At 59.2% G+C, this 25493-nt stretch carries 23 protein-coding genes; 10 read left to right on the top strand and 13 right to left on the bottom strand.

Annotated elements, in window-relative coordinates; genetic code table 11:
* Positions 1-5 precede the first annotated feature (5 nt).
* Positions 6-377 carry a hypothetical protein gene (locus N018_RS25115; RefSeq protein ID WP_024647499.1) on the bottom strand — a complete coding sequence of 124 codons (372 nt, stop codon included), beginning with the start codon at positions 375-377 and terminating at the stop codon, positions 6-8.
* A 52-nt stretch (positions 378-429) separates the two neighbouring features.
* On the opposite strand from N018_RS25115, the gene N018_RS25110 reads away from it, so the two are divergent.
* Positions 430-1401, top strand: a complete 972-nt coding sequence (locus N018_RS25110; protein WP_025391049.1) for a CobW-like GTP-binding protein — start codon at positions 430-432, stop codon at positions 1399-1401.
* Between the two features lie 24 nt (positions 1402-1425).
* Here the strand turns inward: N018_RS25110 and N018_RS25105 are convergent, their stop codons facing one another.
* The gene (locus N018_RS25105) at positions 1426-1818 is read right to left on the bottom strand and encodes a DUF3301 domain-containing protein (RefSeq protein ID WP_024647497.1); all 393 of its coding nucleotides are present in this window, start codon (positions 1816-1818) and stop codon (positions 1426-1428) included.
* Between the two features lie 117 nt (positions 1819-1935).
* Here N018_RS25105 and pdxY point away from each other — a divergent pair, with 117 nt between their 5' ends.
* Positions 1936-2802 (top strand): pyridoxal kinase PdxY, encoded by an 867-nt coding sequence (pdxY, locus tag N018_RS25100; RefSeq protein ID WP_024647496.1) that lies wholly within the window; start codon positions 1936-1938, stop codon positions 2800-2802.
* Positions 2803-2850: 48 nt separating this feature from the next.
* On the opposite strand, the gene N018_RS25095 is transcribed toward pdxY, so the two are convergent.
* Complete coding sequence (locus N018_RS25095; RefSeq protein WP_024647495.1) at positions 2851-3336, bottom strand: acyl-CoA thioesterase; 486 nt, start codon at positions 3334-3336, stop codon at positions 2851-2853.
* Between the two features lie 292 nt (positions 3337-3628).
* Here N018_RS25095 and N018_RS25090 point away from each other — a divergent pair, with 292 nt between their 5' ends.
* Positions 3629-5392: a cation:proton antiporter gene (locus N018_RS25090; protein ID WP_025391048.1), complete on the top strand. Its 1764-nt coding sequence runs from the start codon at positions 3629-3631 to the stop codon at positions 5390-5392.
* A gap of 52 nt (positions 5393-5444) precedes the next feature.
* Here N018_RS25090 and N018_RS25085 read toward each other — a convergent pair whose 3' ends face one another.
* From N018_RS25085 to uvrD, 3 genes are all read right to left on the bottom strand, one after another.
* Entirely contained in the window at positions 5445-5852 is a 408-nt protein-coding gene (locus N018_RS25085; protein WP_005895035.1) for an SMI1/KNR4 family protein, read from the bottom strand.
* Between the two features lie 130 nt (positions 5853-5982).
* Complete coding sequence (locus tag N018_RS25080) at positions 5983-6825, bottom strand: Tim44 domain-containing protein (protein WP_024647493.1); 843 nt, start codon at positions 6823-6825, stop codon at positions 5983-5985.
* Positions 6826-7268: 443 nt separating this feature from the next.
* Complete coding sequence (gene uvrD, locus N018_RS25075) at positions 7269-9452, bottom strand: DNA helicase II (protein WP_024643476.1); 2184 nt, start codon at positions 9450-9452, stop codon at positions 7269-7271.
* 320 nt (positions 9453-9772) lie between these two features.
* On the opposite strand from uvrD, the gene hexR reads away from it, so the two are divergent.
* Both hexR and N018_RS27075 read left to right on the top strand, forming a co-directional pair.
* Positions 9773-10639, top strand: a complete 867-nt coding sequence (gene hexR, locus N018_RS25070) for a transcriptional regulator HexR (protein ID WP_024643477.1) — start codon at positions 9773-9775, stop codon at positions 10637-10639.
* Between the two features lie 144 nt (positions 10640-10783).
* Positions 10784-10969 (top strand): PA3496 family putative envelope integrity protein, encoded by a 186-nt coding sequence (locus tag N018_RS27075; protein ID WP_161632850.1) that lies wholly within the window; start codon positions 10784-10786, stop codon positions 10967-10969.
* Here the strand turns inward: N018_RS27075 and N018_RS25065 are convergent.
* On the bottom strand, positions 10923-11873 hold the full coding sequence (locus N018_RS25065; protein WP_025391047.1) for a LysR family transcriptional regulator: 951 nt from the start codon (positions 11871-11873) through the stop codon (positions 10923-10925). The genes N018_RS27075 and N018_RS25065 overlap by 47 nt on opposite strands.
* A 206-nt stretch (positions 11874-12079) precedes the next feature.
* Here N018_RS25065 and N018_RS25060 point away from each other — a divergent pair, with 206 nt between their 5' ends.
* Both N018_RS25060 and oadA read left to right on the top strand, forming a co-directional pair.
* Entirely contained in the window at positions 12080-13495 is a 1416-nt protein-coding gene (locus N018_RS25060) for an acetyl-CoA carboxylase biotin carboxylase subunit (protein ID WP_024643481.1), read from the top strand.
* An 11-nt stretch (positions 13496-13506) separates the two neighbouring features.
* A complete protein-coding gene (gene oadA, locus N018_RS25055; RefSeq protein WP_025391046.1) occupies positions 13507-15315 on the top strand; it encodes a sodium-extruding oxaloacetate decarboxylase subunit alpha in 1809 nt (602 codons plus the stop codon).
* Positions 15316-15541: 226 nt separating this feature from the next.
* Here the strand turns inward: oadA and N018_RS25050 are convergent, their stop codons facing one another.
* The 3 genes from N018_RS25050 to N018_RS25040 are packed head-to-tail and all read right to left on the bottom strand — an operon-like array spanning position 15542 to position 17311.
* Positions 15542-16213 carry a GNAT family N-acetyltransferase gene (locus tag N018_RS25050; protein ID WP_025391045.1) on the bottom strand — a complete coding sequence of 224 codons (672 nt, stop codon included), beginning with the start codon at positions 16211-16213 and terminating at the stop codon, positions 15542-15544.
* Positions 16214-16228: 15 nt separating this feature from the next.
* On the bottom strand, positions 16229-16675 hold the full coding sequence (locus N018_RS25045) for a GNAT family N-acetyltransferase (RefSeq protein ID WP_025391044.1): 447 nt from the start codon (positions 16673-16675) through the stop codon (positions 16229-16231).
* A gap of 12 nt (positions 16676-16687) precedes the next feature.
* Positions 16688-17311 (bottom strand): FMN-binding negative transcriptional regulator, encoded by a 624-nt coding sequence (locus N018_RS25040; protein ID WP_025391043.1) that lies wholly within the window; start codon positions 17309-17311, stop codon positions 16688-16690.
* Positions 17312-17401: 90 nt separating this feature from the next.
* Here N018_RS25040 and N018_RS25035 point away from each other — a divergent pair, with 90 nt between their 5' ends.
* From N018_RS25035 to N018_RS25025, 3 genes are all read left to right on the top strand, one after another.
* Positions 17402-18964, top strand: a complete 1563-nt coding sequence (locus N018_RS25035) for a PLP-dependent aminotransferase family protein (protein WP_025391042.1) — start codon at positions 17402-17404, stop codon at positions 18962-18964.
* A gap of 52 nt (positions 18965-19016) precedes the next feature.
* Positions 19017-20228 carry a YeeE/YedE family protein gene (locus N018_RS25030; RefSeq protein WP_025391041.1) on the top strand — a complete coding sequence of 404 codons (1212 nt, stop codon included), beginning with the start codon at positions 19017-19019 and terminating at the stop codon, positions 20226-20228.
* Between the two features lie 120 nt (positions 20229-20348).
* Positions 20349-21236 carry a bestrophin family protein gene (locus N018_RS25025; protein ID WP_024644647.1) on the top strand — a complete coding sequence of 296 codons (888 nt, stop codon included), beginning with the start codon at positions 20349-20351 and terminating at the stop codon, positions 21234-21236.
* 59 nt (positions 21237-21295) lie between these two features.
* Here N018_RS25025 and N018_RS25020 read toward each other — a convergent pair whose 3' ends face one another.
* The 3 genes from N018_RS25020 to aspA form a co-directional block, all read right to left on the bottom strand.
* Complete coding sequence (locus N018_RS25020; protein WP_025391040.1) at positions 21296-22300, bottom strand: asparaginase; 1005 nt, start codon at positions 22298-22300, stop codon at positions 21296-21298.
* A 24-nt stretch (positions 22301-22324) separates the two neighbouring features.
* A complete protein-coding gene (locus tag N018_RS25015; RefSeq protein ID WP_024644649.1) occupies positions 22325-23776 on the bottom strand; it encodes an alanine/glycine:cation symporter family protein in 1452 nt (483 codons plus the stop codon).
* Between the two features lie 282 nt (positions 23777-24058).
* Positions 24059-25483: an aspartate ammonia-lyase gene (aspA, locus tag N018_RS25010; RefSeq protein WP_024644650.1), complete on the bottom strand. Its 1425-nt coding sequence runs from the start codon at positions 25481-25483 to the stop codon at positions 24059-24061.
* Positions 25484-25493: the final 10 nt, after the last annotated feature.

Below are 25493 nucleotides of genomic sequence, written 5' to 3'. Positions count from 1 at the left end.
GCGCGTTACGGCGTTGTCCACTGGCCCTTGCTCTGGCCTTCGCAAAAGGGCTTGAGGTACAGCGCGTCACGGGCAACGCCATAATAGTGGATGTTCTCGCGGTAAGGCATATTGGCGACCTGCGCGTTATTGCAGACGCCGAAAGCACCCGTCGGGCATTGCTCCGAATAGGTTGTCTCGGTCTTCTGCCCGGTCAGCTGTGGCTGGCAGAAGCCGTCCTTGAACAGGCTGGCCGGGATGTTGATATTCTCCTGACAGACTTTGACGTCGAGCCGCTCGGCCTGGCTGTGTACCAGACACGCCTCGGCCCACGCCGTCCCTGAAGACATCGCCAGCAGCACCCACGCCAGACGAGCAGTCAGCTGTATCACTTGCATCGTTACCTTTCCTTGCTCTTCAATGGTCCACGCACTCTTCAAAAGTGATCCCATGCTGCAGAACATCCCCACGCATGTCATCGGCGGCCCGCTGGGTGCCGGCAAAACCAGCCTGATCAAGCGCTTGCTGGCGCAGAAACCCGACAACGAACGCTGGGCGATACTGATCAACGAGTTCGGACAGATCGGTCTGGATGCTGCGCTGATGAGCACGGCTGCCGATGGTATCGCACTTGGCGAAGTGGCTGGCGGCTGCCTGTGTTGTGTCAACGGAGTGCCGTTCCAGATCGGCCTGGGACGCTTGCTGCGCAAGGCCCGGCCTGACCGTTTATTGATCGAACCCTCTGGCTTGGGCCATCCTGCGCAGCTTATGGCCCAACTGCGCGAAGCGCCGTGGCGTGGGGTGCTGTCGGTGCAGCCGAGCGTGATGGTGCTGGATGCTGCGGCGATGGCCGCAGGCCAGCCGTTGCCCACCACACAACAGGATGCGCTGGCGGGGGCGGGGTTAGTGGTGATGAACAAGTCCGAGCAACTGGACGATGCCATGCGTCAGGCGTTGTCAGTGCAATTGCCATCACACATGGTGTTCTGGACCCGGCACGGGGAATTACCGCTGGCTCGCTTGCCTGGGTTTATCGACGGGGCCTCTGTGGATAAACAGGCTGTGGATAAACTGACATTGCCCAAGAGTATCGGCGAGTTGCCTGCGTTGTGGACCGATGCGCGTGTGCCCATCTGCCTGAGTCAGGTCAGTGCTGAAGGCTGGAGCATCGGCTGGCGCTGGCATCCGTCGCAACAGTTCTGCCTGCAACGCATGCTGCAATGGCTGGAAAGCCTCATTTGGCGGAGGGCGAAGATGGTTATCCACAGCGAAGGAGGCTGGTATTCAGCCAACGTGCTTGATGGTGCGCCGATTGCCTGGCAAGTCAGCGAGTGGCGACAGGATTCACGGCTGGAATTGATTTTTTCTGCGCCGCAGGATGTGGATAAGTTGCAGGTGCAGATGGCGAGCTGCCTGATTTGACGGGCTGCTTGCTCCCGTGCCCAGCTACTGCTTCCACTTCTGATGCGATTGGCGCCACTCACTCATTTGAATTATTTCCGCGCTGGGTGGCGGTGTTTTGATTTCGAATGGATAGGGTGCCAGTTCGATTTGCGCCGTGTGGGCGCCGAACATCGTTATGGTGCCGGGGTGGCGTTGTTCGCCGGTCACGGTGAATTCGAACGCGTAGACGCGGGCCAGCCGCTTGCGGCCTTGCGCGTCGCGGGCAAAGGTCAGGCGGCGCAGGGCGACGGCGTCGTCCAGAAGCTGGAGTTCGAGGCGTGCGCAATGCTGTTTCACGCGTGCCAGCGCTTTTTCGCGCAAACCGTGGGCGTGCCACCACCAGGCCGCAGCGGTTGCGAACAGCATCAGCACGAAGATATTTCCCAGGGTCAGCATGGCAGGGTGCTCCAACAAAGGAGCGACCAGCTTAACTGCCCGGAGTGATTTACAGCCATACTGCGCAACTTATATTTCTCATTACTGCATTTGCATCGTGTTCAGGATTCCACACCCATGAAACGTACGCCCCACTTGCTCGCCATTCAGTCCCATGTGGTGTTCGGCCACGCCGGCAATAGCGCAGCGGTGTTCCCGATGCAGCGTATCGGGGTCAATGTCTGGCCGCTCAACACGGTTCAGTTCTCCAATCACACGCAATACAAGCAGTGGACGGGCGAAGTGCTTGCCCCGCAGCAGATCCCCGCGCTGATCGACGGCATTGCTGCGATTGGCGAGCTGGGCAACTGCGATGCCGTGCTGTCCGGGTATCTGGGCAGTGCGGCGCAGGGCCGGGCGATCCTGACGGGCGTGGCGCGCATCAAGGCCGCCAACCCCAAGGCGCTGTACCTGTGTGACCCGGTGATGGGCCATCCTGAAAAAGGCTGCATCGTCGCCCCGGAAGTCGGCGACTTCCTGCTGGAAGAAGCCGCCGCAATGGCGGACTTCATGTGCCCTAACCAATTGGAACTGGACAGCTTCTCGGGTCGTAAGCCCGAATCACTGCTCGATTGTCTGGCGATGGCGCGTGCGCTGTTGGCGCGCGGTCCCAAAGCCGTGGTGGTCAAACACCTTGATTACCCGGGCAAGGCCGCCGATGGTTTTGAAATGTTGCTGGTGACTGCCGACGCAAGCTGGCACCTGCGCCGTCCGCTGCTGGCCTTTCCCCGCCAGCCGGTCGGTGTGGGCGACCTGACGTCCGGGTTGTTTCTGGCGCGGGTTCTGTTGGGCGACGATCTGGTCGCCGCATTCGAATTCACCGCAGCGGCGGTCCACGAAGTACTCCTGGAAACCCAGGTCTGCGGCAGCTACGAGCTGGAACTGGTCCGCGCCCAGGACCGCATCGCACATCCACGTGTGAAGTTCGAAGCGGTGCGGTTGTAACCTTTGGGCACGTCCACTGGCTCAGGCACTGCTGCCTGAGCCAGCTGCTTACAGCACCTCTTCCTTGATGTCCTGATAACGCTTTTCCAGTTCCTGACGAATCTGGCGGCGTTGCTGCGCCTGGATATAACGACGCTTCGCATCGGCAGACTCCGGTTCCAGAGGCGGCACGCTGGCGGGTTTGCGGTTGTCATCCACGGCGACCATGGTGAAGAAGCAACTGTTGGAGTGGCGTACCGAGCGCTCGCGGATATTTTCGGTCACCACCTTGATGCCGACCTCCATCGACGTGTTGCCGGTGTAATTGACCGATGCCAGAAAGGTCACCAGTTCGCCGACATGCACCGGCTCACGGAAAATAACCTGATCCACTGACAGGGTCACCACGTAGCGCCCGGCATAGCGGCTGGCGCACGCGTAGGCGACTTCATCGAGGTACTTGAGCAACGTACCGCCGTGCACATTGCCAGAGAAGTTGGCCATGTCCGGGGTCATCAATACAGTCATCGACAGCTGGGCGTTTCCGGGTTCCATAGCGTACTCACACGGTCAAGGTGTTCAAAGGGCGCCTATGCTGGCGCTTGGAGGGGCTTGCGACAGTTATCGGGACGCTGGAAGGCAGGCGGCCGTCACGCTGAATAACTATCTGTTTCCATATATTGCACCGGCTTTATGTCGAAGGGGGCAGTGATAACCTGCAAAAACCCGTGGATCGGGTTTTTTCCTGCGTTTTAATCGGATTTTGATGACGAACTGAATGGCTGATACCTCAAACGGTACGGCGATATCGGTTCAGGGCGTCATCTTCACAAGGAGCTTTGCCGCCATGCATGCCATCAATTTCATTCAGGATCTGGCAGTGATCATGTTGGTGGCCGGTGTGGTGACCATTCTGTTTCATCGCCTCAGGCAGCCGGTGGTTCTGGGCTATATCGTCGCGGGTTTCATTATCGGCCCACACACGCCGCCGTTCAGCCTGATCCACGACGAAGACACCATCAAAACCCTGGCAGAACTCGGGGTCATCTTCCTGATGTTCTGTCTGGGGCTGGAATTCAGTCTGCGCAAGCTGTTCAAGGTCGGGGCGACGGCGTTCATAGCGGCTTTTCTCGAAATCGCCCTGATGATCTGGATCGGCTATGAGATCGGTCAGTTCTTTGGCTGGAAAACCATGGATTCGCTTTTCCTGGGCGCGATTCTGGCGATTTCCTCGACCACCATCATCGTCAAGGCGCTCAATGACCTGAAGATGAAAAACCAGCACTTCGCGCAGTTGATCTTCGGCGTGCTGATTGTCGAAGACATCCTCGGCATCGGCATTATCGCGCTGCTGTCGGGCATTGCGGTCAGTGGCTCGGTCAGTTCGGGCGAAGTGTTTTCCACGGTCGGCAAGTTGTCGCTGTTCATGATAGTGGCGCTGGTGATCGGGATTCTGCTGGTCCCCCGGTTGCTGTCCTATGTCGCCCGCTTTGAAAGCAACGAGATGCTGCTGATCACCGTATTGGGCCTCTGTTTCGGCTTCTGCCTGCTGGTGGTCAAGCTGGAATACAGCATGGTACTGGGCGCGTTTCTGATCGGCGCGATCATGGCCGAGTCGCGTGAGCTGCTGAAGATCGAGCGCTTGATCGAGCCGATCCGGGACATGTTCAGCGCGATCTTCTTCGTCGCCATCGGCCTGATGATCGACCCGAAAATCCTGCTGGAATATGCCTGGCCTATCGCGGTCATCACCGTTGCAGTGGTGCTGGGCAAGATGTTGTCCTGTGGCCTCGGCGCATTCATCGCTGGCAATGATGGCCGCACTTCACTGCGCGTGGGCATGGGGCTGTCACAGATTGGCGAATTTTCTTTCATCATTGCGGCGCTCGGCATGACGCTACAGGTCACCAGCGACTTTCTGTATCCAGTAGCCGTTGCCGTCTCGGCCATCACCACGTTGATGACACCCTATCTGATTCGCGGTGCCGATCCGTTGTCGCTCAAGCTGGCGGCAATCATGCCCCGGCGAGTGGCGAGGGTGTTCGGCATGTATGGCGAATGGCTGCGCGGCATTCAGCCGCAGGGGCAGAGCGCTGTGCTTGCCGGGATGATTCGGCGAATTCTGTTGCAGGTGGGCGTCAATCTCGCGCTGGTGATGGCGATCTTTTTCAGCGGCGGCTACTTCGCTGAACATCTTGGCGGGTACATGAATGAGTGGGTGACCGATATCAGCCATCAGAAGGCCTGGATCTGTGGTGCTGCGCTGCTGCTGTCACTGCCGTTTCTGATTGCGGCGTATCGCAAGCTCAAGGCGCTGTCGATGCTGTTGGCGGAGATGGGTGTCAAACCCGAGATGGCCGGCCGCCACACCGTGCGCGTGCGCAAGGTGGTCGCGGAGGTGATTCCGCTGTTGTCGCTGGCGGTGATCTTCGTGATGCTGGCGGCGCTGTCGGCGAGCATTCTGCCAGCCAGTGAATTGTTGCTGGTGGTTGCGCTGGTGGCTGCTCTGGTCGCCGCATTGCTGTGGCGCTGGCTGATCCGCGTGCATACGCGGATGCAGATTGCGCTGCTGGAGACCTTGGGTAACAACCCGGAATCATCCGGGCATTGAGCCCGGCGATCTGTTTGCAGCCGTTACCTTCAGTCCATGCAGCAGGGGTGTCTCAGCTTTCCAGCCAGACATCCCGAGCCCAATGCCAGACCGACTCCCAGCTGTCTTCGGTGACCAGCTCTTCCTCGGCAGACCACAGCAGCACGGTTCCGTCTTCTTCGACGCAGTAATAATCGTCACCGTCCTGACAGATCGGAATCAGCTCGCGCGGCACGCCCAGATCCCAGGCGGTAGCGCAGACTTCCGGCAGGTAGGTATGCGACTGCGGGTCAGTCACTGTGACGGGCTCAAGGCTGCCATACACCACATCGCTGACCGTCAGGAGAAACTCCTTGAAGACGAACGGAATATTGATGAACAGCTGTTCCTCGATCTCGACCAGCAGGTCTTCGTCAGGCAGTTCAAGCGGAACCGGGACCGGCTCGTTTGCTTCACGCAGTTGTTCAATGACTTCTTCCACGACACAGCTCCTCTCACTTGATGGCGCGGGTTATACAGTAGCGTAAAGCCTTTCTCAAAATAACTATCCGAACGGATAAACAAAAACCCCGGACATGTCCGGGGTTCTGAACGCGAGAACGGAATCTGGTTCAACCGTTCTGGCGAATTCCTGCCACCAGCCATGGCTGGTTTTCACCTTGTGGTCGTTCCATGTTCCAGCTTTCGCTGAACACTTCGCCCTGATCAAAGCGCGATGTCTTGGAAACGCCGGAGAAGGTCAGGGTCGCGATGGTCTTGTCTGCACGGTCATCGACGCCGTCCAGCTGCACGCTGAGGTTGTCGATGAAGGTCGACTGAAAGCCGTCGCCCAGATCCGCACGTTCCTTTTTCAGGAATTGCAGCATCTGCGGGGTGACGAATTCGGCGATCTTGTCCATTTCGTTGGCGTCCCAGTGCTGCTGCAGCGCCTGAAAGTGGCCGCGAGCAGCTTCCAGGAAGCGCTCCTGATTGAACCAGGCCGGGGCGTTGATCACTGGCGCAGTGGAAGCAGGCGACGAACTGCCGAAAATCGGGTTCTGCCCAGGCTGACTGGCTTCACGCTGATACGGCGCGCCGGCAGGGGCCATTTTCGGCTGTTGCTGCTGACGACGACGCGCGATGAAGCGGAAGATCAGGAAGGCGATGAGGCCCACGATCAGGATGTCGAACAGTTGCAGGCCGTTGAAGCCATCCCCCATGAACATCGACGCGAGCAGGCCACCGGCAGCGATACCGGCCAACGGGCCCAGCCAGCGCGAGGCGCCGCTTGCCGCAGGGGCAGGGCGGCCAGCAGCGCCAGGTGTGGCTGCCGGCGTGGAAGGTGCGGTCTGGCGCGCCTGATGCGTAGGCGCCGAGCCCATGCTCTTGCCGCCACCGAAGCGCGCGGCATTCACATCCAGGCTCATGGTGAGCCCGATGCACAGCGCCATCGCGATGCTTAGAAAACGTTGCATAAGGGTATTCCCGTTTGGTGATTGCACACGCGTCATGTTGCACAGCAGACAGCAACATGACTAGCGCGTTAGTGTTTCGGACTTTTACACAAGCAGCGTAGGACTTTTCAGCACGCTTCGTAAGTCTTGCGATTAATTGCACGCTAAAAGGTTATACACAAGTCTTCTATCGTGCCAATGCTCCGCGTTGGCATACAGTTCGTGACGCTCTGCGTCACACATTGGAGCGTTGACGCCGAATTCAGGCCGTACGAGGTGCAGGCACCATTAAAGCCCGAGCTTCGGTTACACGCACTGTCTCGCCAGACTGAAGATTTGTGACGCGGAACGTCACCCAATGCATGCCAACGCGGAGCATTGGCACGATAGTCAAAGCGGCCTAATGTATGACGCGGAGCGTGGGAACGAGAGCTCGCTGAGCCCCGTTCCCCAAACCCTGAATCCTACAACGCCACCAGCTTCGCATACCCCATCATCAGCCACTTGCTGCCATCGGCGAAGTTGACCTGCACGCGTGCCTGGGCGCCAGCGCCTTCGAAGTTGAGGATCACGCCTTCGCCAAACACCGCATGCTGCACGCGCTGGCCCATGGTGAACTCGGTGTCCGGGATGCCGGTGCCGTTGAACAGGCTGCTGCTGTTGAATTTCGGTGTACCGCCGAACGGGCGGCTGACGCTGTTGGACAGCCGTACTTCCTGAATCAGCGCAGGCGGGATCTCGCGCACGAAACGCGAGACCTTGTTATAGGTTTCGCTGCCATACAGACGACGCGTCTCCGCGTAGGTCATCACCAGTTGCGTCATGGCGCGGGTGATGCCGACATAAGCCAGACGCCGTTCCTCTTCCAGGCGGCCCGGTTCTTCCAGGCTCATCTTGTGCGGGAACAGTCCTTCTTCCATCCCAACCAGAAACACATGCGGGAACTCCAGGCCCTTGGCGCTGTGCAAGGTCATCAGCTGGATGCTTTCCTCATGCTCCTGCGCCTGAGTGTCGCCAGCCTCCAGTGAGGCGTGGCCGAGGAACGCCGCCAGTGGTGTCAGCTCTTCGTCACTCTCATGGTTCTCGAAGGCGCGTGCGGCGCTGACCAGCTCCTCAAGGTTTTCTACCCGGGCCTGGCCTTTCTCGCCTTTTTCCTGTTCGTGATACGTGATGAGCCCGGACTGCTCGATAACTGTCTGGGTCATCAGGTGCAGCGGCATTTCCATGACCTTCGCCGACAGGTTCTCGATCAGCTCGATGAACCCGCCCAAAGCCGTGGCGGCGCGACCGGTCAGGCCTTTATTGGCGACCAGCAGACGCATGGCTTCCCACATCGAGACGTCGGCATGACGCGCATGCTCGCGAATCGCTTCAACGGTCTTTTCACCGATGCCGCGTGCCGGAACGTTGATGACCCGCTCCAGTGCCGCATCGTTGCCACGGCCTTCCAGCAGGCGCATGTACGCCATGGCGTTCTTGATTTCGGCGCGTTCGAAGAATCGTTGCCCGCCATAGATGCGATACGGGATGCGTTCGCGCAGCAGGGCTTCTTCCAGCACTCGCGACTGGGCGTTGGAGCGGTACAGAATGGCAATGTCGTTGCGCGATATACCAGTTTTCAGCGCGCTTTCGATGGTCTCGACCACGTAGCGTGCTTCGTCGTGTTCGTTGAAGGCGGCGTACAGATTGATCAGCTCGCCGTCACCGACATCGGTCCACAATTCCTTGCCGAGACGCCCGCTGTTGTTGACGATCAAGGCGTTGGCGGCCTTGAGGATGCTCGCCGTGGAGCGGTAATTCTGCTCCAGGCGGATCACTTCGGTGTCCGGGAAGTCGGAAGAGTACTGGTGAATGTTCTCGATCTTCGCGCCACGCCAGCCATAGATGGACTGATCGTCGTCGCCGACCACCATCAGGCTGTCGCCGCCCTGAGCCAGCAGACGCAACCAGGCGTACTGCACGGCGTTGGTGTCCTGGAACTCGTCGACCAGTACATGACGGAAGCGGCGCTGATAATGCGCGAGCAGGCCCGGGTTATCGCGCCATAGGTCCAGTGCGCGCAGCAACAGCTCGGAGAAGTCGATGACGCCTGCCCGCTGGCAAGCGACCTCGTAGGCTTCGTAAACGCTTTTCATGGTGGTCAGGAACAGATCGCCGCTGGCCTGAATATGTTTCGGGCGCAGGCCTTCGTCTTTCTGACCATTGATGAACCACTGGGCCTGACGTGCAGGCCAGCGCTGTTCGTCCAGCCCCAGTTCGCGCATCACGCGCTTGACCAGACGCTGCTGGTCATCGCTGTCGAGAATCTGGAAGGTCTGCACCAGCCCGGCTTCCTGCCAGTGCGCACGCAGCAGGCGGTGCGCCAGACCGTGGAAGGTGCCCACCCACATGCCGGCCGGGCTGATGCCCATCAGCTGTTCGATACGGTGGCGCATCTCTGCAGCCGCCTTGTTGGTGAAAGTCACCGACAGAACCGAATGCGGGGAGGCTTGCTCGACCTGCATCAGCCAGGCGATGCGATGCACCAGCACACGGGTTTTACCGGAGCCAGCACCGGCCAGAACCAACTGACGACCCAGTGAGGCCGCTACGGCCTGACGCTGGGCATCGTTTAGGGAATTCAGAAGAAGAGAGAGATCATCGCGCATCGGCGCATTCTAGGGTGCTGCGCGATGACGGGCAAACCATGCTTTGCGTCGGGCATTAAAAAACCGCAGCGGCGGGACGACCGGTCGTCACCTGTTGCGTGGTTAGCACGGACTGCGTCTACTTTTACTGACTGAGCCTGCGGCAGCTGTCGCGATAAAGGACCTGATGTAGGATTATTCCCACGGAAATGTCGTGAATCCTCATGAGAGAGCCGGTATGCAGCCTTCCAGCGTCGTTTAACTGGGCGCTTCGCGGGTCATGTAGTATAACTACAAAAAAGTGACAGCCCTGTCCCTCTAATCTTTGTTGAGTCCGCCCCTTGAATCTGCTGCAACACATCGCCCAGTCACGTCACCTGTTGCGCAAATCGGAGCTCAAGGTAGCCGACCATGTGCTGCTGGACCCTGCGGCAGTGATGCACAGTTCCATGGCTGATCTGGCCCACAGTGTCGGGATCAGCGAGCCGACCATCGTGCGCTTCTGTCGCGCCATCGGTTGTAGCGGGTTTCAGGACCTCAAGCTCAAGCTGGCCCAGAGCCTGGCGGCAGGTGCCAGTTTCGGGCAGTTCGCGATTCACGAGGATGATTCGGTCGCTGACTACAGCCTGAAGATTTTCGACACGACCCTGCACACGCTGATGGAAGTGCGCGAGAACCTTGATCCTCACGCCTTGCAGCTGGCGGTCACGGCCATGGCGGGGGCCAATCGGGTCGAGTTCTACGGGTTCGGTGCGTCCGGCGCGGTGGCTGCCGACGCGCAACACAAGTTCTTTCGCCTGTTGTTGACGGCTGCGGCGTATTCCGACCCGCACATGCAGGCCATGTCGGCGGTCACGCTCAAGCCGACGGATGTGGCGGTATGCATTTCCCAGTCAGGGCGCTCCAAGGACTTGCTGATCACCGCCAATCTGGTCCGTGAGAGCGGAGCCACGCTGATCACGCTGTGCCCGAGCCAGACGCCGCTGGCCGAACTGTCTTCGGTCAACCTGGCCATCGACGTGCATGAAGACACCGAAATCTACACACCGCTGACCTCGCGCATCGCGCATCTGGTGGTCATTGATGTGCTGGCAATGGGCGTCGCCATGGCGCGCGGGCCGAGCCTGGTCAATCACCTCAAGAGCGTCAAGCGCAGTCTGCGCGGCTTGCGCCTGTCGCCAAAGTCGATCAAGACCCACGAAGACTGAGTCGGTTTCGTTACATCAAATTTCATCGATCTGTCATGTGCGTGCCGTCTGACTGTCACCGCTACGCTCCATTCTGGTGCTCCCACAAAACGTATTGGGAGACAGGACATGGCTCGGCATTACGATGATTTACCCAACAGCACCGTGAAAACCCGCCGTCAGCAGGAAGATCAGCGTCGCATGGAGTTTCGTCGGGCAATCGAGAGCTACAGCGAAGCGCGTCAGCTCAACCAAGAGCTCTGCGATTACATGGACGGTGTGAAAAACGCTGTCTGGCAGACTGTCACACCGCCCGCAGTCGACCGTCGAAACGCTCGACAAGCTGGCTGATCTGCGCACGTTCGCTGCGGATGAAGGCAAAAAACGCATGCGCCACCGGTGACAGGCGTTTATCCCTGGCCTGCACCACGCACCAGCTTCGGTATAACGGCAACTCCGCCACAGGCAGCTCGATGAGCGTCCCTGTGGCGAGTTCCTGACAGACCGCATGCCGCGTCAGCATCGCCAGGCCCAGCCCGGCGACTACGCATTCACGCTGCGCCTCGCTTGAGGACACCTCTTGGGTCTGAGTGAAGTGCACGCGCTTTTCCTTGAAATATTCCTCACACGCCAGACGCGTGCCTGAACCCGGCTCGCGCGTCAGCAGCGGCCACGGCTCCAGATCTTTCAGGCTCAATGTTTCGCGGCTGCTCAGCGGATGATCCGCTGGCGCTACGGCGACAATCGGGTTGTTGAGGAACGGCAGAAACTCCAGGCCCATGTGTTGCGGCACGGCCGACATCACCACCAGATCGTCACGGTTATCCGACAATCGTTTGATGATCTGCGCACGATTGACCACCATCAAACTCAGGCTGACGTCCGGATATTGGCGTTTGAACGCGGCAAACAGGTGCGGGATGAAGTATTTGCAGCTCGACTCGACCGCCAGTTTCAATTGCCCTTGCAGCGAACCCTGCATGTCCGAGAGCTGCATATCCAGGCTCTCCAGGCGCCCGAAAATATCCCGGCTGGCGGATTGCAGCGCTTCAGCCGCTTGCGTCAGGTACAGCTTTTTCCCGACGTACTCAAACAATGGCTGACCGATCAACTCTTCAAGCTGACGTATCTGCAGGCTGACTGCGGGCTGGGTCAGCGACATTTCTTCTGCTGCGCGGCTGTATGAGCGCAGGTCACACACCTCGTTGAATATGCGCAACTGGCGCAATGTCATGCGCATCAATGACTTACGCATCTATAAAGCCTTTTTTCGGTTGGCTGATCAATAACTATAAGGTTTTACTTATGCATCACCCAACTTTTACTCATTTTTGTTAATCCTTGATCCAGCATAGGGTGTGCCTGCGACATTGAGTCACATGCCGGGTTACAAAAAAGCGCGAATACAACGCTTACCTGGATGTGCTGACCGGTTGGGTCTTTAGGGGCGAGGAATCACCAGTGATAAAAAAAATTCTGATCGCCAACCGTGGAGAGATCGCCGTCCGCATCGTGCGAGCCTGTGCAGAAATGGGCATTCGCTCGGTAGCGATCTTTTCCGACGCAGACCGTCACGCGTTACACGTAAAACGTGCTGATGAGGCCTACAGCATTGGCGCCGACCCGCTCGCTGGTTACCTGGACCCGCGCAAGCTGGTGAATCTGGCGGTGGAAACCGGTTGCGATGCGCTGCATCCCGGTTACGGTTTCCTCTCGGAAAACGCCGAGCTGGCTGATATCTGCGCCGAGCGTGGGATTAAATTCATCGGCCCGTCGGCAGAAGTGATTCGCCGCATGGGCGACAAGACCGAAGCGCGGCGCAGCATGATCAAGGCCGGCGTGCCGGTGACGCCTGGCACTGAAGGCAATGTGGCGGACATCGATGAGGCGCTGCTCGAAGGCGAGCGCATCGGTTATCCAGTGATGCTCAAGGCCACTTCCGGTGGCGGTGGGCGTGGTATTAGGCGTTGCAACAGTCGTGAAGAGTTGGAGCAGGCCTTTCCCCGGGTCATTTCCGAGGCGACCAAGGCCTTCGGCTCGGCGGAAGTCTTTCTCGAAAAGTGCATCGTCAACCCCAAGCACATCGAAGCACAGATCCTCGGCGACAGCTTTGGTAACGTGGTGCACCTGTTCGAGCGCGACTGTTCGATCCAGCGCCGTAACCAGAAGCTGATCGAGATCGCGCCCAGCCCGCAACTGACGCCCGAGCAGCGCGCTTACATCGGTGATCTGTCGGTGCGTGCTGCCAAGGCCGTTGGCTACGAGAACGCCGGCACTGTGGAGTTTCTGCTCGCCGAGGGCGAGGTGTACTTCATGGAAATGAACACCCGAGTGCAGGTCGAGCACACCATCACTGAAGAAATCACCGGCATCGACATTGTTCGTGAACAGATCCGCATCGCGTCGGGCCTGCCGTTATCGGTCAAGCAGGAAGACATCATCCATCGTGGTTTTGCCCTGCAATTTCGCATCAACGCGGAAGACCCGAAGAACAATTTCCTGCCCAGCTTCGGCAAGATCACCCGTTATTACGCACCCGGCGGACCTGGCGTGCGTACCGACACGGCGATTTACACCGGCTACACCATACCGCCGTACTACGACTCGATGTGCCTGAAGCTGATCGTCTGGGCGCTGAGCTGGGAAGAGGCGATGGATCGCGGCCTGCGTGCGCTGGATGACATGCGTCTGCAAGGAGTGAAGACCACTGCGGCCTATTACCAGGAAATCCTGCGCAATCCGGAATTCCGCAGCGGTGAGTTCAACACCAGCTTTGTCGAAAGCCACCCCGAGCTCACCAATTACTCGATCAAACGCAAACCCGAAGAGCTGGCCCTGGCCATCGCTGCCGCCATCGCCGCCCATGCCGGTCTGTAAGGAATATTGAGATGTCCAAAAAGATCTTCGTAACCGACACCATCCTGCGTGACGCTCACCAATCGTTGCTGGCGACCCGCATGCGCACTGAAGACATGCTGCCGATCTGCGACAAGCTCGACAAAGTGGGTTACTGGTCGCTGGAAATGTGGGGCGGCGCCACGTTCGACGCGTGCGTGCGGTTTCTCAAGGAGGACCCTTGGGAGCGTCTGCGCCAGCTGCGTGCGGCGTTGCCCAATACCCGTTTGCAGATGCTGCTGCGCGGTCAGAACCTGCTGGGCTATCGGCATTACAGTGATGATGTAGTCAGGGCGTTTGTGGCCAAGGCTGCGGTCAACGGCATCGATGTGTTCCGGATTTTCGATGCCATGAACGATGTGCGTAACCTGCGCGTCGCCATCGAAGCGGTGAAGGCTGCGGGCAAACATGCACAGGGCACCATCGCGTACACCACCAGCCCGGTTCACACCATCGAAGCATTCGTCGCGCAGGCGCGGCAGATGGAGGCCATGGGTTGCGACTCGGTGGCGATCAAGGACATGGCCGGCCTGCTGACGCCTTATGCCACGGGTGAACTGGTCAAGGCGCTGAAAGCCGAGCAGTCGTTGCCGGTGTTCATACACTCGCATGACACGGCGGGTCTGGCTGCGATGTGTCAGCTCAAGGCGATTGAAAACGGTGCTGACCATATCGACACGGCGATTTCCAGCTTCGCCTGGGGCACCAGCCATCCGGGCACCGAGTCGATGGTTGCGGCGCTCAAGGGCAGTGAATTCGACACCGGACTGGACCTGGAACTGTTGCAGGAAATCGGTCTGTATTTCTACGCGGTGCGTAAGAAATATCATCAGTTCGAAAGCGAATTTACCGCGGTGGATACCCGCGTGCAGGTCAATCAGGTTCCTGGCGGGATGATCTCCAACCTCGCTAACCAGCTCAAGGAACAGGGCGCGCTCAATCGCATGAGCGAAGTGCTGGAGGAAATCCCTCGCGTCCGCAAAGACCTCGGTTATCCACCTCTGGTAACGCCGACCTCGCAAATCGTGGGCACCCAGGCGTTCTTCAACGTGCTGGCGGGCGAGCGTTACAAGACCATCACCAACGAGGTGAAGCTTTATCTGCAAGGCGGCTATGGCAAGGCACCAGGGCAGGTCGATGAAAAGCTGCGGCGGCAGGCGATTGGCAACGAGGAACTGATCGATGTTCGTCCTGCTGACCTGCTTCGGCCGGAGATGACCAAGCTACGTGCCGACATCGGCGCATTGGCCAGATCCGAAGAAGACGTGCTGACGTTCGCCATGTTCCCGGACATTGGTCGCAAGTTTCTTGAAGAGCGCGCCGCCGGGACCCTGACGCCGGAAGTATTGCTGCCGATTCCTGAAGCCGGAAGCGTGGCCAGGGCGGGCGGCGAGGGTGTGCCGACCGAGTTTGTCATTGATGTGCATGGCGAGACCTACCGCGTAGACATCACCGGCGTGGGCGTCAAGGCCGAGGGCAAGCGCCACTTCTACCTGACCATCGACGGCATGCCGGAAGAAGTGGTGTTCGAACCGCTCAATGAGTTTGTCAGTGGCGGTGCCAGCAAGCGCAAGCAGGCCAGCGCACCGGGCCACGTCAGCACCACCATGCCGGGCAACATCGTCGATGTGCTGGTCAAGGAGGGCGATTTGGTCAAGGCCGGTCAGGCCATACTGATCACCGAAGCAATGAAAATGGAAACCGAAGTCCAGGCATCCGTTGCCGGGAAGGTCGTGGCCATTCATGTCGCCAAGGGCGACCGCGTCAATCCGGGCGAGATACTGGTCGAAATCGAAGGCTGATCCGACGCTTCGGATCATTCCACCGTTTACCTCAGGGAAGCACTCGTGGCTTCCCTTTTTTTATTCTGCAAGCGGGCAAGAATGCGGTTCTCGACGCTCTGCGCCGCAAAGAGGATGCGGAGCGTCCGGAACGGCATACCGACGCGGAGCGTCGCACGATAGTTGAGGTAGTTGAGATCGCTGCTCCTCATGCTCCAGCGGTGTGTCGCGCCGGGTGAGACGCGAATCACTGGCGGAACGTTTCAAGCCCTTTGATCTGCTGCCCGTCCGCAAAGTTATCCACAGCCAGCCAGCGTTCAAATGCCTTTTGCAGCACAGGCCATTCACTGTCGAGCATCGAATACCACGCGGTGTCCCTGCTCTGACCTTTGACCACCATGTGCTGGCGGAAGGTGCCTTCGTAGCTGAACCCGAACCGCTCGGCAGCGCGTTTCGAGCGGGCGTTGTTGGCGTTGCATTTCCACTCGAGGCGTCGATAGCCCAGCGCAAAGGCTTCCCGGGCCAGCAGGTATATGGCTTCTGTGCCTTTGGGCGTGCGTTGCATGGCCGCGCTGAAGGTCACGTGGCCAATCTCGATCCGGCCATGGGCTGCAACGATCGACATCAGGCTGATGACCCCCTCGGCTTTATCGCTCTGCTGATCGACGATCACGTAAAACCACGGATCGGAGGCCACCTGATGTCCGGTCAGCCAGGCATCAAACGCGCTACGCTCGATAAAAGGGCCATAAGGCAGATAATCCCAGAGCTTCGGATCTGCGTTCGGCCCCTGAAGCACGGCCCACAAATCTTCGGCGTGCCGCGCAGCATCAAGCTTTTCCAGGCGAATGAAGCGTCCTGTGAGTGTTCGGGTGGTGGGCAATGCGGCGGCTTGCCAGTCCAGCAATGTGTCGGACATGAATCATTTCCTGTTTCAGAGCGCTTTACGAAATTGGATAAGGCCAGGTCGCTCGGCAATTCGCTCGTACAACTGGATCGCCGTAGCATTGGTTTCATGCGTCAGCCAGTGCGCCTTGTCGCAGCCATCAGCCTTGGCGGTGGCGTAGACAAACTCGATCAACTGCCTGCCAATGCCGGTTCCGCGCTGTTCGGGGGCGACAATCAGGTCTTGCAGGTAACAAGCATTATTGATGCTCCAGTTGGAGCGATGATAGATGAAGTTCACCATGCCGACCGCCTTGCCATCCAGCCAGGCCAGTGCCGAGTGGGTCGGCTCGCTCGGGTCGAGAAAGCGTTGCCAGGTGACCTCGCTTACACCCACGGGCAGCTCGGTTTTGTAGAAACTAAGGTAGGCCTGCCATAGCGGCAGCCAGGCTTGATAATCGTCGGCAGTGACAGGGCGGATGTCGGCACGGGTCATGAAGCTCTCCCTTTAGCTCATCAAGCGAGCGATTCGCTGGTCGTTTGAATCTTCGCTGGCAGCGAGGCCATCGCGCACACCGGCGATGTCCCGAGCATCGCGGTTCTGGCTGAGCTTGCGTTTGCCTTGCAAGCGCTGCACGGGCAGGGCGAAGCCGACAATCGCGCCCAGCATTCTGGCGATGTAGTCCGCAGGTGCATCGTTGATGGACCACGGTTGAGCACGCCCGGACTCATGCTTGTCAGTCAACTCGCTCACCAGCAGGTGCAATCGTTCAGGGTCAGCAAAGCATTCAGCCTTGCCGTAAGCATGCACGGCCAGGTAATTCCAGGTGGGCACAACCTTGCCATGTTCTGCCTTGCTCGGGTAGTAAGCGGGGCTCACGTAAGCGTCGTCGCCGGGGAAAATCACCATGGCCTCGACACCGGCACTCAACTGCTGCACCTGCGGATTGGCCTTGGCCAAGTGTCCGTACAACGTGCCAGACGCGCCCTGATCCCGGCGCAACAGCAAGGGCAAGTGGGTTGCCTGCAGGCCGTTTTCACCGTGGGTAACCAGAATTGCCAGGCGTGTTTGATCGATTTGCTCGTGCAAGCGTGTGATGTCGTTGTCCTTGAATGCGGAAGGCGTGTACATGGCAATTTTCCTGAGTGAGTGAACGAATCCTAAGCACTCCATTGGTCTGTTGTAAGATCCATTTTTGACAGATTTCATAGGGCCAATCTGATGTCCACCGACCTCTCTGCGTTTCCGTCCACGCTTACGGGTATTGAACTGGACCCGCGCCTTGGGCTGAGCAAGCAGCTTTATCAGATTCTGCGGCAGCAGATTCTCGATGGACGTCTGGGCGGGGGGATTCGGTTGCCGGCCAGTCGTGATCTGGCGTGTTCATTGGCGATATCCCGCAACAGCGTGCTGCGTGCGTACGAGCAGTTGTATGCCGAAGGCTTCGTCGAGGGACGCATTGGCGATGGCACTTATGTCGTAGAGCTTTGCGAAACGAGCGCCGCGCCTCAGTCCGGTCCTGGCAAAAAACTATCCACCAAGTTACCCACAGCTTTGCGCACAGGCTTATGCACAGGTTTGTCCACAGTTACGGCAGAAATACCCTTAAATCCGTGCAGTGAAGTTATCCACAACCCAGCGCTGGAACGCATCGAGCAGCACCATTTGCAGGCACCCCCAAGTGGCGCGCCCAGGGCCTTTCGGGTGGGCGTTCCGGCATTTGATCTTTTCCCCTTCGCCTTGTGGGGCAAGCTGTACGCGGCATTCTGGCGCAAGCCCGACCTTGGCCAACTGGGCTACGGTTCGGCATCGGGGGAGTGGCGATTGCGCGAGTTGATTGCGGTCTATCTTCGCTCATCACGGGGACTGCACTGTACCGCTGAGCAAATTGTGATCACCAATGGCGCACAGCATGCAATAAGCCTTTGTGCACAGTTGCTGTTGACGCCGGGAGAAGGCGTTGCAATCGAAAATCCCGGTTATCGAGCCGCCGGGCATGCGTTCGCGATGGCAGGTGGCCGATTGCAGGGGATTGCGGTAGACGACGAGGGGATGCGCTGTGTCGATCTGCAGCAGGCCGATTGCACACTCGCTTACGTCACACCTTCGCATCAGTACCCTACCGGGGTGGTGATGAGCCTGGCGCGGCGTCTGGAATTGCTGGCTTGGGCGAGAAAGAATCAAGGCTGGATAATCGAAGACGATTACGACGGCGAGTACCGCTACAGCGGCTCGCCGCTGGCACCGTTGGCTGCACTCGATCAGGACGGTCGGGTGATTTACATCGGTACGTTCGGCAAGATTGCTTTCCCTGCATTGCGCCTCGGCTATCTGGTGCTGCCCAAAGGCCTGGTGCAGCCGTTCAGCCAACGCAAGGCGGTCGATATCCGCCATACGGAAATCGGCGTGCAGGCGGTCATGGCGCAGTTCATCGCTCAGGGGCATTTTCAGCGACATATCAGGCGTATGCGGCGTGCAGCTCAGAGTCGACGCAACGCTCTGTTCGCTGGCTGGCCTGACGATATTGCGGGGTGTGCGGCGATGCCCAAGGGCGTCGCAGGGCTGCATGTGGTGGTCAAGGTCGACAGTCTGGCGCGCGAGCAAGTGCTGATCGAGCAGGCCAGAAGCGTCGGCGTCGAAATGAACGCCCTGAGTGAATACTGGCTGCCCGAATCCAGTGAGCCTGTGGATAACCGAGCCGGGCTGGTGCTGGGTTTTGCCGCCGTACCGGAGTCTGCGATTGCAGATGCGCTGAACAGGCTGCGTGAAGCCTGGTCGGAGTAGTCGCCTGGCGCGCGTATAATCGTCGTTTTTGCTACCTGTCTTCGAGATACCTATGAATAACTCTCTGTCTGTAACACCCGGACGCAAGTTCGGCGCGCCGCTGGCTGCGCTGTTTCTGCTGTTGATGGGCGCGCAGTTTCTGCTGCTCAGCGTCGGCACTCGTCAGGTGCTGCTGTGGATCGTCGGTGCTGCGCTGGGCGTGACGCTGTACCACGCAGCGTTTGGCTTCACCTCCGCATGGCGGGTGTTCATCCGTGAACGGCGCGGCGCGGGTCTACGTGCGCAAATGGTTATGCTGGCGGTGGCGGTCGTGCTGTTTTTCCCTGCACTGGGCGCTGGCACGCTGTTTGGTCAGCCGGTTACCGGGCTAGTCGCACCAGTCGGCGTTTCGGTAATTGTAGGTGCATTTATTTTCGGCATCGGCATGCAACTGGGCGGTGGCTGTGCGTCGGGTACCTTGTTCACCGCCGGTGGCGGTAATGCACGGATGCTGGTCACGTTGCTGTTCTTCATCCTCGGTTCACTGATCGCCACGCACCATGTCGACTGGTGGTTCGCCCTGCCTGCGTTTGCGCCTGTTTCAGTGGTCAAGACCTTCGGCGTGCTGCCTGCGCTGATCGTGAATCTGGCGGTGTTTGCCTTGATCGCGTGGGTTACCGTGAAGCTGGAAAAGCGCCGTCATGGGCAGCTTGAAGCGCCAGTGACCACCGAGCATCGCGGCCTGCGTCGGGTGCTGCGCGGGCCGTGGGTTCTGGTCTGGGGCGCGGTGGCGCTGGCGGTGTTGAATTATGCCACGCTGGCGCTGGCTGGCCGTCCATGGGGCATCACCTCGGCGTTTGCCTTGTGGGGCGCCAAGGCGGCCAGCGGTTTGGGGGTCGACGTCGGCAGTTGGGTGTTCTGGCAGAGTGCCGCGAATGCCAAAGCCCTGGCAGCGCCGGTTTGGCAAGACATTACCAGCGTGATGGATATCGGCATCATGCTCGGTGCCTTGCTGGCGGCAGGATTGGCCGGGCGCTTTGCGCCGAGTCTGGATATTCCCACGCGCTCGCTGGTGGCTGCGGTTATCGGTGGTCTGCTGTTGGGCTACGGCTCGCGTCTGGCCTACGGCTGCAACATCGGCGCGTACTTCAGCGGGATCGCTTCCGGCAGCCTGCACGGCTGGCTGTGGCTGGTTGCGGCCTATGCCGGTAACGTGGTGGGTGTCAGGTTTCGCCCGATATTCTTTACCGGTGAGCGCCCGCAAGTCGGATTGACTGCCTGCTGAATACGTTAAAGACCCCGAGATAAAGCGGGCCGTTTGCGAACCATCTGCTGGATTGGCATTCAAAGGCCATGCAGTAGCGGTCCGAATGCGCGCTCGCTTATTTCTCGATGGGGTAGTCCTTTGCAGCAAACGATCATTTCGAAAGTCCGTTTTCTCGGCAAGACGATTGGTTACGTAGGTTGGTCGCTCTTCTGGCTGCTGATCTGGGACGTGATCGTGACCGTCGATTTCATGCTGTTTCTTGATCGAAAGATCAACCTGCCATCATTACCCTTGACCCTGCTCGGTTCTGCGTTGGTGGTGCTGACCAGCTTTCGTAATTCCAGCGCCTACAACCGCTGGTGGGAGGCGCGGACGCTGTGGGGTGCGATGGTTAACAGTTCACGCAGTTTTGCTCGTCAGGTGCTGACCCTGGTCGAGGATGATGACGGTATCAACCCGGTCAAGGCGACTTTGTTGCGTCGTCACGTGGCCTATGTGAAATGTCTGTCTGCGCATTTGAAGGGTGATGAATGCGGCGACGATATTCAGAGGCTGATCCCTCGCGAAGAGTTTGAGCGCCGCCACGATACCAACAACTTTCCCAACGACCTGCTCAACACCTCGGCTGCGCTGTTGGCCAAGGAATACCAGGCGGGACGTCTGGACAGCATCCGTCTGGCGCGTCTGGAGTCGACCATGGTGGACATCTCCAATTGCCAGGGCGGCATGGAGCGGATCGCCAACACGCCTTTGCCTTATCCGTATGTGGCCTTCCCGAGGCTGTTCATCACGCTGTTCTGCCTGATCGTGCCGATCGGTCTGGTGGAAACACTTGGCTGGTTCACGCCACTGGCCTCCACGGTGGTGGGCTTCATGCTGTTGGCTATCGAAAAGATCGGCACCGACCTGCAAAGCCCGTTCCGTGCCAGTGAGCATGTGATTCAGATGAATGCGTTGTGCCAAAACATCGAGCGCAATCTGGATTCGATGCTCAGGGGCGCACAGGAAGAAAGCAAGGCTTCGTAAGGAGGGTGAGGCGTTGCGCGTGTGCGGGACGCCTCGGATAGAGCAGAAGTGACAGCGGCTTAACGCAGCTCGCCACACAGGTCCAGTTCGACCAGCCGTCGGACTTCCTCAGTCGTCAGGTCGGCACCCAGCAGCGCATGCAATTTGCCGAGCGCTGCTTCGCGGGTCATGCCACCACCGGACAGCACGCCTGCACTGCGCAGGCGACTACCGGCTTCGTAGACATCCAGCTCGACGCCACCTTCATGGCATTGAGTGATAGCGACCACGCAAATCCCGCGCGCCCTGGCGTTTTCCAGGCTGGCGATAAATTGCGGGTCATCACTCGGGCCAGTACCGCTGCCGAAGCACTCCAGCACCAGTCCCTGAATACCGCTGTCGATCAGACCATCAAGCTGAGCCGCACCGATGCCTGGAAACAATGGCAATACAGCGACCTCTGCCAGGCTTTTAGGTTGACGGTAATTCAGCGAGTCGGGCAGCGATACGGCCGCATGACCACCTCGCGAACGTTGCAGTGGGGCAAAAGGCTGGCGCCCGAAGCTGCGGATTTTTGCGCAGCGCACGGGCGTCATCAGTTGACCGTGAAAATACAACTGGACCCCTGACGCCAGACCGGAGCCCAGCGCAAGCAGCGCCCCGTTGACGTTTTCCCAGGCATCGCTGTCTTGTACGCCTGCGGGCAACATCGAGCCGGTGAACACCACCGGGGCGCTGAACCCCAGCAACTGGAAACACATGGCAGCAGCGCTATAGGCGAGGGTGTCGGTGCCATGCAGCACCAGCACCGCGTCGCAGCCATCGACATCCACCGCCTCGATCACGGCGTCACGCAGGCGCAGCCAGTAGGCCGGCGTCATGTTGGCGCTGTCGATCAGCGGCGACATCTCGCGAAAGCGCCAGTCGGGCACCACCAGTTCCGGATGTCCTGCCAGTTGCCCGGCCATGCGCGCCTCGAAACCCGAGGCAGGTGCCAGGCCGTTGGCACTGGCTTGCATGCCGATGGTGCCGCCGGTGTAAAGAACCATCACTCGTTGAGCGGTTTGATGTGAGTCCTGAGTCATGGCTCTTCTCCGGCGTTGCGTTGGTTATCGTGCTTCTGGCGCAGTCTTGGCTGCCATCTCGGCATCGTGCGTCGACTGGCGCTCCGGGTTGGCAGGCCAGGCATTGCGGTCGAGGTCCAGATCAGGGAACTGGCTGGAGTCGAACACGGGCGTCTTCACGCCTGCCCGGCGCTGCGCATCGTAGTCGTTCAGAATGCGCTTGACGACTTTGAACAGCATCGCCAGGGCGATCAGGTTGACGAACGCCAGCATGGTCATGGTGATGTCGGCGAACGCCAATACATCCTTCAGGTCGACGACTGCACCCCACATGATCAGCACCAATACCGCGATACGGTAGATGATGATGGTCTGGATCTTCTCGCCAAACAGGAACCGCAGGCTGTTTTCGCCCAGGTAGTAGTTGTAGAGAATCGAGGTGAAGACGAACAGTGCCAAGGCGACGCTGATGAAGATGCGACCCCAGTCACCGACCACAGCCGCCAGCGAGTTCTGCGCCAGCACGATACCGTTGCCGTCGTAACCGATGTCGTAGATACCGGACAGCAGGATCAGCAGGGCGGTGCAGGTGCAGATGACGAAGGTGTCGAGGAATACGCTGAACGCCTGAACCACGCCTTGCGCGACCGGGTGTTCCACGTGTGCCACGGCAGCCACGTTGGGCGCGCTGCCCAGACCGGCTTCGTTGGCAAATACGCCACGCTTGACGCCCATCACGATAGCACTGCCGATGAGGCCGCCGAACACCGGATCAAGGCCGAAAGCGCTGCGCACGATGGTCATCAGCATGCCCGGCACGTGATCGATCTGCAGCACGATGACGTAAATGGTGACTGCGATGTAGATCAGGGTCTTGACCGGCACCAGCAGGTCGGAAATCGCCGCGATACGCTTGATGCCGCCTACGAAAGCCAGACCCAGCAACACCACCAGGCAGATGCCGGTGGTCTTGGTGTCGATGTTGAATGCGCTTTTCAGCGAGTCGGTCACTGCGTGGGATTGCAGGCCGTTGAAGGCAAAGCCGAACGTCACCAGCAGCAGTACGGCCATGACCATACCCAGCCAGCGCTTGCCCAGACCATGCTGGATGTAATACGCCGGACCGCCGCGGAACTGGCCTTCGGAGTCCTTGCGTTTATAGAGCTGAGCGAGCGAACACTCGATGAAGCTGCTGGACATGCCGACCAGTGCAGTGACCCACATCCAGAACACGGCACCTGGACCGCCGAGCGTCACGGCAATGCCGACGCCTGCGATGTTGCCTGCACCGACGCGGCCCGCAAGGCTGAGCATCAGGGCCTGGAACGAACTCAGCTGGCCGGCGCTGCTGCGCAGACTGTCGCGAAAAACCGAGAACATGTGGAAAAAGTGTCGAAACTGAACGAAACGCGAGCGGATCGTGAAGTAACTGCCCAGGCCAACGATAAGTACGATCAGTACTTTACCGGAGAGAAAGTCGTTAATCATTTCCAGCATTTTTGTTATTCCTCGCTACTTTTGAGGGGGCGCACTATACCGGTGCAAAGTTTTTACGTCTGTAGTCGCTTTCTTGTACGGCTGATTCTTCATTCGCGACGATGAATGAATACTCCCTTGGATCGCTCCTCGGAAGTGGGTTGCCGCAGGCTCTGGGTCAAGCATCTGAGCCCTTTGCAGCAGGCAAAAAAAAGGGCCTGGAGAATCACTCCCAGACCCTCAAAAAATTGAGGGGTGTCTAGGCCCTCAATCTGGTGAGCGTGTTGCGCAGGTCATTCCCTGTCAGGCCTTCAAGGGGGCCAGACGTGGAGCGATCATGTTTTCCGGACGCAGGATGTCGTCGAGCATGGCGTCGTCGAGCAGACCTTCTTCGCGGACCAGTTCCAGTACGCCGCGGCCGGTTTCCAGCGCAATACGGGCGATACGGGTGGAGTTTTCATAACCGATGTACGGGTTCAGTGCAGTGACCAGACCGATCGAATGCTCGACCAGTTCGCGGCAGCGCTGCTCGTTGGCGGTGATCCCGACGATGCAGTGTTCACGCAGCATGTCCATGGCGCGTTGCAGCAGGCGGATCGAGTCGAAAATCTTGTAGGCGATCAGCGGTTCCATCACGTTGAGCTGCAACTGACCGCCTTCGGCTGCCATGGTCAGTGACAGGTCGTTGCCGATGATTTCAAAGGCCACTTGATTGACGGCTTCCGGGATCACCGGGTTGACCTTGCCGGGCATGATCGAGCTGCCTGGCTGGCGCGCCGGCAGGTTGATTTCGTTGATGCCGGTGCGCGGACCGCTGGACAGCAGGCGCAGGTCGTTGCAGATCTTCGACAGTTTGACCGCAGTGCGCTTGAGCATCCCCGAGAACAGCACGAACGCGCCCATGTCGGAGGTCGCTTCGATCAAGTCGGCGGCCGGAACCAGTGGCTGGCCGCTGATCAGCGCCAAGCGGTCGACGGCAAGCTTTTGATAGCCTGGGTCGGCGTTGATACCGGTGCCGATGGCGGTGCCGCCCAGGTTCACTTCGGTCAAAAGCTCGGGTGCCAGGCTGCGCAGGCGATTGAGGTCTTCTGTCAGGGTCGTGGCGAAGGCGCGGAATTCCTGACCCAGGGTCATCGGAACAGCGTCCTGCAACTGGGTACGGCCCATCTTCAACACGTGGTTGAATTCCTCACCCTTGGCCGCGAAGGCCTGGATCAGGCTGGACAGACTGGCAAGCAGGGCGTCATGACCCAGCAGCAGCCCCAGTCGGATCGCGGTGGGATACGCGTCGTTGGTCGACTGCGCCATGTTCACGTCGTTGTTCGGGTGCAGGTGCTTGTAATCGCCTTTTTCGAAGCCCATGGCTTCCAGTGCGATGTTGGCGATGACTTCGTTGGCGTTCATGTTGGTCGACGTACCCGCGCCGCCCTGAATCATGTCGACCACGAACTGATCATGGAAATCGCCGCGAATCAGTCGGGCACAGGCCTCGCTGATGGCCGCATGCTTGGCATCGTTGAGGTGACCGAGTTGGTGGTTTGCATCCGCAGCCGCCTGCTTGACCATGGCCAACGCCACAACCAGTTTCGGGTAGTGCGAAAGAGGCACGCCGGACAGGTGAAAATTGTTCACCGCTCGCAGGGTTTGAATGCCGTAATACGCGTTGGCAGGTACTTCGAGAACACCAAGCAGGTCTTTTTCGATGCGCGATGATGCGGACGAGGACATGATAAAAAAA

The organism is Pseudomonas syringae CC1557 (assembly GCF_000452705.1).
In the GTDB taxonomy this organism is placed as follows: domain Bacteria; phylum Pseudomonadota; class Gammaproteobacteria; order Pseudomonadales; family Pseudomonadaceae; genus Aquipseudomonas; species Aquipseudomonas syringae_F.
Note: the sequence above shows the minus strand (reverse complement) of the source record. Positions and strands in the feature narration are given on the sequence as shown.